At 37.3% G+C, this 12,362-nt stretch carries 13 protein-coding genes; 8 read left to right on the top strand and 5 right to left on the bottom strand.

Going from position 1 to position 12,362, the window contains the following annotated elements:
* Window positions 1-32: 32 nt before the first annotated feature.
* Window positions 33-428 (bottom strand): DUF423 domain-containing protein, encoded by a 396-nt coding sequence (locus VKY41_RS09415; protein WP_500814196.1) that lies wholly within the window; start codon window positions 426-428, stop codon window positions 33-35.
* Window positions 429-507: 79 nt separating this feature from the next.
* On the opposite strand from VKY41_RS09415, the gene VKY41_RS09410 reads away from it, so the two are divergent.
* Window positions 508-1,872 carry a saccharopine dehydrogenase family protein gene (locus VKY41_RS09410; protein WP_500814195.1) on the top strand — a complete coding sequence of 455 codons (1,365 nt, stop codon included), beginning with the start codon at window positions 508-510 and terminating at the stop codon, window positions 1,870-1,872.
* Window position 1,873: 1 nt separating this feature from the next.
* Window positions 1,874-2,344: an Lrp/AsnC ligand binding domain-containing protein gene (locus tag VKY41_RS09405; RefSeq protein ID WP_500814194.1), complete on the top strand. Its 471-nt coding sequence runs from the start codon at window positions 1,874-1,876 to the stop codon at window positions 2,342-2,344.
* A gap of 321 nt (window positions 2,345-2,665) precedes the next feature.
* Here the strand turns inward: VKY41_RS09405 and VKY41_RS09400 are convergent, their stop codons facing one another.
* The 3 genes from VKY41_RS09400 to VKY41_RS09390 form a co-directional block, all read right to left on the bottom strand.
* Window positions 2,666-3,391 (bottom strand): Bax inhibitor-1/YccA family protein, encoded by a 726-nt coding sequence (locus VKY41_RS09400; RefSeq protein WP_500814193.1) that lies wholly within the window; start codon window positions 3,389-3,391, stop codon window positions 2,666-2,668.
* Window positions 3,392-3,482: 91 nt separating this feature from the next.
* Window positions 3,483-4,181, bottom strand: coding sequence for a zinc metallopeptidase (locus VKY41_RS09395; RefSeq protein WP_500814192.1), 699 nt, complete (start codon window positions 4,179-4,181; stop codon window positions 3,483-3,485).
* A gap of 160 nt (window positions 4,182-4,341) precedes the next feature.
* Complete coding sequence (locus tag VKY41_RS09390; RefSeq protein ID WP_500814191.1) at window positions 4,342-7,359, bottom strand: leucine--tRNA ligase; 3,018 nt, start codon at window positions 7,357-7,359, stop codon at window positions 4,342-4,344.
* A gap of 221 nt (window positions 7,360-7,580) precedes the next feature.
* Here VKY41_RS09390 and VKY41_RS09385 point away from each other — a divergent pair, with 221 nt between their 5' ends.
* From VKY41_RS09385 to VKY41_RS09365, 5 genes are all read left to right on the top strand, one after another.
* Window positions 7,581-8,459, top strand: a complete 879-nt coding sequence (locus VKY41_RS09385) for a cell division protein FtsX (RefSeq protein ID WP_500814190.1) — start codon at window positions 7,581-7,583, stop codon at window positions 8,457-8,459.
* 110 nt (window positions 8,460-8,569) lie between these two features.
* Entirely contained in the window at window positions 8,570-8,839 is a 270-nt protein-coding gene (locus tag VKY41_RS09380; protein ID WP_500814189.1) for a DUF3098 domain-containing protein, read from the top strand.
* 62 nt (window positions 8,840-8,901) lie between these two features.
* Entirely contained in the window at window positions 8,902-9,699 is a 798-nt protein-coding gene (locus VKY41_RS09375; protein WP_500814188.1) for an undecaprenyl-diphosphate phosphatase, read from the top strand.
* 1 nt (window position 9,700) lies between these two features.
* Window positions 9,701-10,393, top strand: coding sequence for a tRNA pseudouridine(55) synthase TruB (truB, locus tag VKY41_RS09370; protein ID WP_500814187.1), 693 nt, complete (start codon window positions 9,701-9,703; stop codon window positions 10,391-10,393).
* A gap of 59 nt (window positions 10,394-10,452) precedes the next feature.
* Window positions 10,453-11,178: an energy transducer TonB family protein gene (locus tag VKY41_RS09365; RefSeq protein ID WP_500814186.1), complete on the top strand. Its 726-nt coding sequence runs from the start codon at window positions 10,453-10,455 to the stop codon at window positions 11,176-11,178.
* On the opposite strand, the gene VKY41_RS09360 is transcribed toward VKY41_RS09365, so the two are convergent.
* Window positions 11,175-11,777, bottom strand: a complete 603-nt coding sequence (locus VKY41_RS09360; RefSeq protein ID WP_500814185.1) for a thioredoxin family protein — start codon at window positions 11,775-11,777, stop codon at window positions 11,175-11,177. The genes VKY41_RS09365 and VKY41_RS09360 overlap by 4 nt on opposite strands.
* Window positions 11,778-11,886: 109 nt before the next feature.
* On the opposite strand from VKY41_RS09360, the gene VKY41_RS09355 reads away from it, so the two are divergent.
* The coding region (locus VKY41_RS09355; RefSeq protein ID WP_500814184.1) for a DNA-3-methyladenine glycosylase I at window positions 11,887-12,362 on the top strand (476 nt) is incomplete at its 3' end.

Genomic DNA, 12,362 nt, shown 5'->3' with positions numbered 1-12,362 from the left:
ATTATAATTTTATTTTGAAGTAAGCATCTATTTTACAAATTATCAGCCTTCATTTTTAAAAAGCTTATTAACAATACCATCCAAGATATAATTAATAGCAAACCTCCAATTGGAGTTATAAATCCGATGCTTTTAAAATTAAAGCTCGTAAGCTCGTTCGTTGCCAAGCCATAAATGGATCCTGAAAAAAATAAAAGACCGATGAGAACTAAATAAAAGACACTTCTTTTGGCTTTTAGACTGACATAGGTTGTTGATCCAACAAACAGCAATAAAATGGCATGATACATTTGATATCTAACGCCTACTTCAAAGGTTTGTTGTGCTGATGGTTCTATTAAATCCTTTAAACCGTGAGCCGCAAAAGCGCCAAGGATGACACTTAAAATTCCTAGAACGGCTGCTGCAATCAATATCTTTTTGTTCATATAAAATAAGTTAATTGGTTTTTAAAACCCTCAGCATTTATTACTTTCGTAGCTACAAAAATACTCAACTTATCTCATTATGCGAAAGATTTTAATAATTGGTGCAGGAAAATCTGCATCTTACCTTATAAAATACCTGTTAGACAAATCGGAAGAAGAAAACTTGCTTCTAATTGTAGGAGACATCAATTTTACCAATGCCAAAAAACTAATTGGCGATCATAAAAATGCTCAAGCTATTATTTTGGATGTTTTTAAGAAGGAATCCAGAGAACAAGCCATTCAGAATGCGGATATTGTTGTTTCTATGTTGCCTGCTAGGTACCATATAGAAGTAGCTAAAGATTGTATTCGTTTTAATAAACACATGGTTACTGCTTCTTATGTAAGTGATGAAATGCAGAATTTAGACCGAGCTGCAAAGGAAAAAGGATTGGTTTTTATGAATGAAATAGGTGTGGACCCTGGTATTGATCATATGAGCGCCATGCATTTGATTGACAAAGTGAGGGATAAAGGAGGCGATATTATTTTATTCGAATCTTTTACCGGAGGATTGGTTGCTCCTGAAAGCGATGACAATTTATGGAACTACAAATTTACTTGGAACCCTAGAAACGTGGTTGTTGCCGGACAAGGTGGTGCTGCTAAGTTTTTACAAGAAGGTACGTATAAGTACATTCCTTATAACAGATTGTTTAGAAGAACCGAGTTTTTGGACGTGGAAGGTTATGGCCGTTTTGAAGCTTATGCGAATAGAGATTCTTTAAAATACCAATCGGCTTACGGATTGGATCATGTAAGAACGCTTTATCGTGGTACTATGCGACGCGTGGGCTTTTCAAGAGCTTGGAACATGTTCGTGCAATTAGGAATGACCGATGATAGTTATGCTATGGATGATAGTGAAAACATGAGCTACCGCGATTTTGTTAATGCATTTTTACCTTATAGCCCAACCGATTCTGTGGAACTTAAGTTTAGACATGCCTTAAAAATTGATCAAGACGATATTGTTTGGGATAAACTTGAGGAGTTAGACTTGTTTAGTAGTACTAAGATGGTTGAGCTTAAAAGAGCGACCCCAGCACAAATCCTTCAAAAAATATTAGAAGATAGCTGGACCTTGAAAGATCATGAAAAGGATATGATTGTGATGTACCACAAAATTGGGTATGAGCTAGATGGTAAAAAACATCAAATAGATGCTACCATGGTAACTGTTGGTGAAGATAAAGTTTATACCTCGATGTCTAAAACCGTTGGACTTCCGGTGGCCATTGCCACTTTAGCTATATTAAATGAGCAAATAGTAACTCCAGGGGTTCAGATTCCTATTACTAGAGAAGTGTATGAGCCTATTTTAAAGGAATTGGAATCATACGACATTGAGTTTACTGAAACTAAAGTGCCTTATTTAGGATATAATCCTTTAAATTTATAAGGTGAAAGTTGTCAATCAAAATATTGAAATAGACGGAATCGATAAAGCCATTCTTCGAGCTTTAATGAACGATGCTAGGACCCCTATACTGGAAATAGCCAGACAAGTTGGGATATCTGGAGCTGCTATTCATCAACGATTGAGAAAATTGGAGAAGTCCGGGATTATTTCTGGCTCTAAGTTTGTTATCAACCCGAAGGTTTTAGGGTATACCACAATGGCTTTTATTGGTATTTATTTAGATAAAGCCATGAGCAATCCGGAAGCTGTTAAGCAGCTTAAAAAGATTCCTGAGGTTATAGAATGTCATTATACCACTGGGAATTGGAGTATTTTTATAAAGATACTTTGTAAGGATAACGAGCATTTAATGCATGTATTAAATAAGGACATCCAATCCATTGAGGGGGTTTCTAGAACGGAAACCTTTATCTCATTAAATCAGCAGATAGATAGGCAGATTGAGATTTAAGCCTAAGAACCACTTATAAAAAGCTTCTGAGTACTCAGAAGCTTTTTAGTTTTATACCCTTTTGCAATCAGCTGGGCTTGTGTTTTTATAGGTGTTTTTAGGAAGGGAGGGTAGCAGTTAGTATGGAGTAATAACGGTATAAAGTCGGCATATAGTCAGCATATACTCGGTATATACTCGGCATATAGTTGGTATAAACGTGAATTAACTATATAGTCAGAACGCTTAAACTATTCGGTGGTTTGTAGTGATGTATGGACATAAAAAAACCTTCAACTTATTAGTTGAAGGTTTTTTGTTTTGACGTATAGGTATCTCTAATTAGTCTTTAGACATGAATATGCTCAGGATATACCAGAATAAGAGCATTAAGGAAGCAAACAAGCCTAAGGCAGCTGGGATATAATCTTCTGAGCTGTATTTGTTAATCAGGTTTGAAGTTTGGTATAAAATTGAGCCACCTGCTAATAAACACATCCCTACGGAGAACCATAGTCCTAAATTAAATCCAAAGAGTGTTCCTGCTATAATTAAGCCTATGGCAATAAAAAAACCAATGGTTAATCCTGTTCTTAGAAATGAAAAGTCCTTTTTAGTAACGAAAACAACGGCTGATAATCCGGTGAACAAGGCCAAGGTTACAATAGCGGCCTGATTTAATATTTCAGGACCAGAATCCATATAAAAAGCAGCGATATAAATTAAGGGCAAGAAAATAAAGGCTTCCGCTAGTATGTACAGACCAAAGGCTAGGTATTGCTTGTTTTTATCAGGCGATTTCATGGCCATTTTTTCTGCGTAATTGGTAATAAACATAAAGCCGCCCAGCATGAGTAACCATCTATAGCCTTGCGTCATTGAAAGTGCAAAACTTACTATGGTTTCGCTTTGAAGGAGCAAGTATTCAAATAAAATAAACACCAAAACGCCTCCTGCCACATGAGCATAGGTGTTTTTGTAAAAAGCAACTCTGTCCGCTTCAGAACGTGCACTTAATAGAACGCTGGTGTTGGAAGGTTGTAATGGGTTTTGAGGTTGGTTTTCCATGTTTGTATTTTTAGTTGGTTAAATGTAATAAAAAAAATAAACCGAACCCTTAATTACTAAGAGTTCGGTTTTATGATATCAATTTTAAAATTTAGTCTCTACTACCACCAAAAACCTGCAATGCCCAATACATTAGGGATGCTAAGGCTCCAATAGCAGCTACTAAATAGGTTCTAGCTGCCCATTTAAGTGCGTCTTCCGATCCTTTGTATTCTTCAGGTGTTACTATGTTTTTAGCTTTTAACCAAGCCAAAGCTCTATGGCTTGCATCGTATTCTACAGGTAGGGTAATAAAACTAAATAGCGTAGCCATTCCCATAAAAATAACCCCTAGTACAGCTACGTACCAACCTAGGCCAATGCCTGCTGCTCCACCTAAAACAAGGCCACCAATGATTAACCATTGAGACATGCCTGAGGTGACACTTACCATAGGCACTAAGGTAGATCGCATTTGCAACCAGCTATATGCTTGGGCATGTTGCACTGCGTGACCACATTCGTGGGCTGCTACCGCCGCTGCAGCGGCGTTTCTTTGACTGTAAACGGATTCACTTAGGTTTACCGTTTTGTTTTTTGGATTGTAATGGTCTGTTAACTGTCCTGGAGTTGAAATCACCTCCACATCGTAGATGCCATTGTCTGCTAACATTTTTTCAGCGATTTCCTTACCACTCATGCCGTTACGCAATTGTACTTTAGAATAGAAAGCAAATTTCTTTTTCAGTTGACTGCTTACTAGCCAGCTTACCAGTCCGATGGCTCCAATTAATATATAATATCCAATCATTTTTTTATACTGTTTTAAAAGATAAACTTACTCGATATATAGCAAATACTACGCCAAATATATGTTAAGTAATTTTGTCATATTTCACCTGTCATGGACTTTTTTTAACTAGTCCTAAGGCCCTTTTTAAAATCTGAATTCTCTGATTTTAAGTCGGTTTTTAGCCTACGATATTCACAATTTTTCCAGGAACTATAATGATTTTTTTAGGGGTTCTCCCTTGTAATTGTTCTATGGTTTTTTCGTGAGACATCACTATTTTTTCTATGTCTTCCTTACTCATATCCATTGGGATTTCTAAAGTAAAACGCATTTTACCATTGAATGAAATCGGATAGTTTTTAGAACTTTCTACTAAATGACTCGCGTCAAATACAGGGAAGGCAGCCGTTGAAATAGACTCCTTATTTCCTAGTTGCGACCATAGTTCTTCTGAAATATGAGGAGCATAAGGAGATAGTAAAACCAATAAAGGTTCTAAAACCTGTTTGCTCGTGCATTTTTGAGCGGTCAGTTCATTTACGGCAATCATAAAGGTGGACACTGAGGTGTTAAAAGAAAAACCTTCAATATCTTCTTCTACCTTTTTAATTGTTTTATGAAGGGTTTTTAAATTATCCTTAGTTGGTTCTGCGTCGTTCACGTTTAGGCCATTTTCGCCCACATACAATTTCCATAGTTTTTTTAGGAACCCATGAACTCCTGAAATTCCCGCCGTATTCCAAGGTTTGTACTGTTCTAAAGGACCGAGGAACATTTCGTAAAGGCGTAAGCTGTCAGCACCATAATCCTGGCAAATACTGTCTGGATTAACCACGTTGTATTTGGATTTGGACATTTTTTCAACTTCGCGACCTACTTTGTAGACATCGTTATTTCCTTGGATGATGTCTCCATTTTCTCCAATAAAAATGGCGTCTTTATAATCCTCTCCAAATTCTCCATCGGTTTTTAAACCTTCAATATCCAACTCATCGGAAGCATTGACGTATTGAACCTTTACGTGAATTGCTAAGGGAACAATCATGAGGTTTTCTAAGTCGCTAGCATCTGCTAAACCGGCTATTTTAGCAAGTTTTTCTTTTAGTTCCTTGAGATAGTTTTTATTAGTTTGTAAATCGCCCTTGCTGATAAATTCTGAATGCGAGATATAAATATGCTCCAGTTTTTTCAACAATTTCGCCCCTAAGGCTTCCTCTTCTCTAGGATTTGCAAACATATAGCTCAGGCGGTAAACATAGGCGCTGGTTCCCAAAATCATTCCTTGGTTTATCAGCTTTTTAAAAGGCTCTTCCACTTGGATGAAGCCTCTATCTTTCATGAATTTTACCCAGAACCTAGAGTATAATAAATGCCCGGTAGCATGTTCGCTTCCACCGATATATAAATCGACGTTTTCCCAGTATTTAAGCGCGTCTTCACTAGCAAATTCTTGCTCGTTACTGGCGTCCATATATCTAAAGAAATACCAAGAACTTCCAGCCCAACCCGGCATGGTATTTAGTTCTAGAGGGAATATGCTGGTGTTGTTTATCTTGCTGTTAGCCACTACCGTATTCGTTTCTGTACACCAAGCCCACACATCAGCACGACCTAAAGGCGGCTCTCCTGTTTCGGTTGGTAAATACTTTTCTACTTCTGGCAGACGAATTGGTAAATGTGCTTTATCAATCATTTGTGGTAACCCATTTACATAGTATACAGGAAACGGTTCTCCCCAATAACGCTGTCTTGAGAACACGGCATCGCGCAATCTGTAATTGGTTTTGCCTTCCCCTTGACCCAATTGTTCTAATTCAAAAATAGCGCGTTTGGTGGCTTTTTTGTAATTCATTCCATTGAGGAAATCTGAATTGGCAATGACGGTATTTTCTTTATCAGAAAAGGCTTCTTTTGAAATGTCCACGCCTTCAAAAATATTCGGAATAGGAATGTTAAAATGCTTAGCAAAATCGTAGTCACGTTGGTCGCCACAAGGAACGGACATGACAGCTCCAGTTCCATAGCCAGCTAATACATAGTCGCCTATCCAAATAGGAATAGGTTCTTTAGAAAAAGGGTGTTCTGCATAAGCGCCTGTAAACACTCCAGAAATGGTTTTTACATCTGCCATTCTATCGCGTTCGCTACGTTTTGCGGTAGCTTGGATGTAGGCGTCTACTGCTTCTTTTTGTTCAGGAATGGTAATTTTTGTAACCAGGTCATGTTCTGGAGCCAGGGTCATAAAACTTACACCGAAAATAGTATCAGGTCTTGTGGTGAAGACTTCTATAGAATGCGCTTGCTCCGAATCCTTAGAAAGCACGTTAAAAGTAACAGAAGCTCCTACTGATTTTCCAATCCAATTTTTCTGGCTTTCCTTTAAAGAGTCCGTCCAATCTATAGTTTCTAGGCCTTGTAGTAATCTTTCCGCATAAGCAGAAATTCGCATAGACCATTGGGTCATTTTTTTTCTAATTACAGAATGCCCCCCACGTTCCGAAACGCCATTGACAATTTCGTCGTTAGCTAAAACGGTTCCTAAAGCAGGGCACCAGTTTACTTCGGTTTCCGCTAAATAGGTAAGTCTGTATTGTAATAAAATATCCTGTTGCTTTTCAGTTGAAAACTCCTTCCAAGCCTCTGCAGAGAAAACTTCGATATGCTCATCGCAGGCTGCATTTACGTTGGCGTTTCCTTCCGAAGCAAACTTAGAAATTAAGGTATCAATATGTTCGGCCTTATTCGTGTCTTTATTATACCAAGATTCAAACAATTGGATAAAAATCCATTGGGTCCACTTGTAATAGTTCGGGTCTGAGGTACGTACCTCTCGGCTCCAATCGAAAGAAAAACCAATTTGATCTAACTGGCGTCTGTAGGTTTTGATGTTTTCCTCGGTTGTTAAAGCTGGATGTTGTCCGGTTTGTATGGCGTATTGCTCCGCAGGCAGACCAAAGCTATCGTAGCCTTGTGGATGCAAGACATTAAAACCTTTATGACGTTTGTATCGCGCATATATATCGGAAGCAATATAACCTAGTGGATGCCCGACGTGCAGACCCGCTCCACTTGGATAAGGGAACATATCTAGAACGTAGTATTTAGGTTTGTTGCTATTGTTTTCGGCTTTAAACGTTTTGTTTTCTGCCCAATATTTTTGCCATTTGGCTTCAATGTCGTTGAAATGGTAATTCATATAGATTTTTTTACGTCATTTTGTGCTCGTAACCTGGCAGAGATATCAAGAAAATTAGTTAAAAATAACTTTGCCATTAAGCGGTATTACGAGAATAATCGGTTAGACACGTAATTTAATGCGCAAATTTAAACTTATTATAAGAATATTGAAAGTTTAAACGTTTTAAACCACAAGAGAATAGAATTCTTTTATATTTTTACATCATTAACAAAACATCTATGAGTTCTTCTTTTGAAAATTATCAAAAACGCAGATTAATAACCTCTTATTTTTCGGTGGTATTAAGTATTGCTTTAGTTTTATTTTTATTGGGTTTGCTTGGCTTGTTGATATTGAATGCCAAAAAGGTTTCCGATCATTTTAAAGAGCAGGTGGTGGTTACCATTTATCTTAAGGAGCTAGCCAAGGATGTGGAAATTAAACAGCTTGAAAAAAGCTTGGCACTATCCGAGTATGTGAAATCTACCGAATTTGTTTCCAAAGAGCAGGCCGCTGAATCTATGAAGGCTGAAAATGGTGAGGATTTTATGGATTTTCTTGGGTACAATCCCTTGCAAAACTCTATTGATGTGCATTTAAAAGCCGATTTTGTTACTTCGGAACACTTAGAGATTATTAAAGAGGAAGCTCTTTCTAAAAAGTTTGTGGATGAGGTTCGTTACGATAACGACCTAGTTACTTTAATGAATAATAACGTTAAGAAAATAAGTTTTTGGGTTTTGGTATTAAGCGGTGTTTTTACCTTAATTGCAGTGTTGTTGATTAACAGCTCCATTCGATTATCGGTTTACTCGAAGCGTTTTACCATTAAAACCATGCAAATGGTTGGGGCTACAAAACAATTTATTAGACGTCCTTTTGTATGGAAAAGTGTGCGTTTAGGAATTATTGGAGCTGTGGTAGCTATGGCAGGCGTAGCTGTGGTGCTTTATTATTTAAACGAAACCTTTCCAGAATTGAATTTAATGCAAACCCCGATTTTAATAGGAGCCTTGTTTATGGGCATCTTTTTATTAGGAATTGTTATTACATGGATCAGTACGTTTATTGCAACACAGCGTTTCTTGAACTTAAAAACGGATCAGCTTTATTATTAAGGTAAGAATTGGAAACTAATCAACCCCATTTTTAGAGTCTGTTAACGTTTAGGTGTAAATAAAACCTTTACTTTGCAAGTTCTAATTTTAGTGGGATTAAATAACACATCATGGGTAAGAAAAAACTTAATGAACACGCGGAAAGTGCTTTTGTCTTTGGAAAGAAGAACTATAAATTCATGCTTATAGGTTTGGCCTTTATAGCTATAGGTTTTATTTTAATGTCAGGAGGAGGAAGTGATGATCCGAATGTTTTTAGCCCAGATATCTTTAGTTTTAGACGTATTAGATTGGCTCCAACTTTGGTTCTTATTGGTTTTGGAATTCAAGTTTATGCCATTTTATTAAATCCTAACAAAAAGTCTAAATCGGACCAATAAATTCTAATATACACAGTGTGCTATTCCCCTTAGGGTTAGTCAAATTTTGATATTTTTGCCTCATGGAAATTTTTGATTCAATTATTTTAGGAGTTATTCAAGGACTTACTGAATTTCTCCCGGTATCCTCTAGTGGTCATTTGGAACTAGGTAAAGCTATTTTAGGCGACCAATCCATCCCAGAAGAAAGTTTGATGTTTACGGTGGTGCTTCATTTTGCTACCGCATTAAGTACGATGGTTATATTTAGAAAGGATATTTTTTCTATATTAAAAGGGGTGTTCTCATTTGAGTGGAATGAAGACACACAACTAGCAACCAAAATTATTATTTCCATGGTTCCTGCGGTTATTGTAGGCTATAATTACGAGGCGCAATTAGCCGAGCTTTTTGGGGGCAGTATTAAGTTGGTAGGTTTTATGTTACTGATTACGGCCTTTTTGCTTTTCTTGGCCGATAAAGCCAAGGATACGGGTAAAAATGTCACCTTTAAAAACGCCTTTGTTATTGGAGTTGCTCAGGCCATTGCTATGTTGCCAGGAATATCGCGTTCTGGAGCTACCATTTCAGCATCGGTATTATTAGGAGCCGATAAAACCAAAGCCGCGAGATTCTCATTTTTAATGGTGGTGCCTTTAATTTTTGGTAAAATTGCAAAAGACATCCTTACAGGAGAATTAAGCTATAATAGTGAAAGTTTTTTTTCTCTAAGTGCTGGTTTTATTGCGGCCTTCCTTTCTGGATTGGTGGCTTGTACCTGGATGATAGGTTTGGTTAAGCAAAGTAAACTTTCTTATTTTGCTATTTATTGTGTTGTAGTTGGTATGATTGCCATCGTTTTTGCATATTTAAATTCATAATATGAGTGGTGAAGACTATCTTTCCGGACAGGTTTTATTAATTGACAAACCTTTACATTGGACTTCCTTTCAGGCGGTTAATAAACTTCGTTGGGAAATACGCAACGCCTTCCAAATAAAAAAAATAAAAGTTGGTCATGCCGGTACCTTAGATCCCCTTGCTACGGGATTGTTAATTATTTGCACAGGGAAAATGACCAAGCAAATAGATAGTTTCCAAGGTCAAGACAAGGAATATACCGGAACGATTGTTCTAGGGAGTACGACGCCTTCCTTCGATTTAGAAACCGAGGTTAACGAAAACTTTCCTACCGAGCATATTACAGTCGAGGACATCCACGAAGCTACCAAACAATTTACGGGCGAGATTGACCAGTTCCCTCCGGTTTTTTCAGCTATAAAAAAAGAAGGAAAACGCTTGTACGAATTTGCTCGAGCAGGTGAGGAGGTTGAAATTAAATCAAGAAAGATTCGAATTTCAGAGTTTGAAATCACGGGTATTGATGGTAAAAATGTACATTTTAGAGTGGTTTGTAGTAAAGGCACATATATCCGTTCTTTAGCGAATGACTTTGGAAAAGCATTGAAGTCTGGCTCGCATTTGTCTGCTTTAAGACGTACGAAAATTGGCGATTTCCATGTGAACGATGCTCTGAGTCCTGAAGCTTTTATAGAGAGCTTAACAACCAAATAGCTCCGTATTTCGTATATTAGATGGAAGTTTGGTAAACTTTCGTTCCCAACAAATGACTATTGACTATATCCGATAAACATAAAGCGCTTTTAATTACCTTCTTGGTTTCTGGAACCATCCTGCTAATGTTGTTCAGTTTTCATATTAAAAAAAACAATGAATTTTCTGCAGAAAGTTACTACTTGTTGGAACCTGAGGAGCCGAAAACTCCTGAAGAGCTTGAAGCAGAAAAGTTAGCAGAACGTGAAGAGGCCTCAAGTTCAAAAACCAATAAAGCCTTTAACGAAACGCAAGACTATAAAACTTTTGCACAGGCCTATCAGCCTATAGCGCCTCCAAAAGATTTCGTACCCACACCTGTAGAAAGCACGTCGGATATGGAAACTTCAGAGGCTGATCCGTCAAATGCTGCTTCCGAAATAGATGAAGATGTGTTATCGTCTTACCATAGCGTTAATGAGGTATTAAATAGAAGAAAACCAAGCAATAGCAGCCAATCTGTTAATAAAAACAGTAGCATGCACTATTCCTTGGTTAATAGAACTCATGCCTATTTACCAACCCCTATCTACTTATGTGAAGAAGGAGGTAAGATTATTATCAACATTACGGTAAATGCTTCTGGTTTGGTGACACAGGCCCAGGTAAACGCTTCCTCAACTTCAAGAAACGATTGTTTAAAAGAGCACGCCTTAAACTATGCGAAGGATGCCAGATTTAGTGCAGACGCTTCAAAACCCTCTCAAATTGGTACCATTACCTTTTATTTTGAGGGTAAAAACTAAACAGTTACTGTTATTAGCTCCAATAATTCCCTCATGACACTTTGACCTTTGTCTTTGTTGTACCATTGCTGTAATTGCTCCTTAATTTCTTGAGTTATCTCTTTGTGTTTTGCCTTATAATCAACAATCAATTTTGTAGCATCTGCAGGTCTTGGTCCAAACGAGGTTATTACTTTTTGAGTCTCCTCGTCTATCACAATCAACTTCGGGATGGATTTTCCTCCATTGGTTAAAAACTGATTCATTAAGGCCTCATTTTCATCGCGTAATACGAGTCTTAAGTTGATGTTTTTACTCAGTTCAGCCATTTTATTAAATACAGGAATGACGTGAGCAGCATCGCCACACCAGCTTTCAGTAAGTACCAACCAAGTTTGTTTGGAGGTTATCTGGTTGAGGTTTTCTTTGATGCTATCTGATACTTTGATGGTTTTATCCCATCGTTTCATACGCTGGTCGTTTAGCTTGGTATATTCCACCAGGTCATGACTTTTATTAGGTCCGGTAGTCGATTCGTTTTCTACGAACTGCGTCATGAGGTCTCTGTATTCTTGGTAAGACAGGCTCTTTGCTAAACTAGCTTTTATTATTTCATCCATAGTATTTAAATATATTGTTGCGAAAATAAGAAGTTCCTCTTATTTAGCTTATGATTTATGTCATATCTATGTCTATCTTTATGCTAGAAACTTACAGATAAACTAACTTATGGAAAAACATAGATGCGGTTGGTGTGTTGGCGACGCTTTATATGAAGCCTATCACGACCAAGAATGGGGCGTTCCTGTAACAGATGATGACACACTTTTTGAATTTTTAATCCTTGAAACATTTCAAGCCGGTTTAAGTTGGATTACTATTTTGCGAAAACGCGAAAATTTTAGAAAGGCTTTTGATGGTTTTGACTACAAGAAAATTGCCCAATACAAACAGGACAAAATTGATAGTTTGTTACTAGATGCAGGTATTATTAGGAATAAATTGAAAATACATGCGACTGTAAGTAATGCTAAAGCTTTTATGAAAGTACAAGAAGAGTTTGGTAGCTTCAGTAGTTATATTTGGAAGTTTGTTGATGGGAAACCTATTAAAAATCGGGTTAAACATTATAAAGAAGCACCAGCCACGACAGCCATTTCAGATGCTTTGAGCAGGGATTTAAAAAAACGCGGTTTTAAGTTTGT

Source organism: Xanthomarina sp. (assembly GCF_035306605.1).
GTDB lineage: Bacteria > Bacteroidota > Bacteroidia > Flavobacteriales > Flavobacteriaceae > Xanthomarina.
Note: the sequence above shows the minus strand (reverse complement) of the source record. Positions and strands in the feature narration are given on the sequence as shown.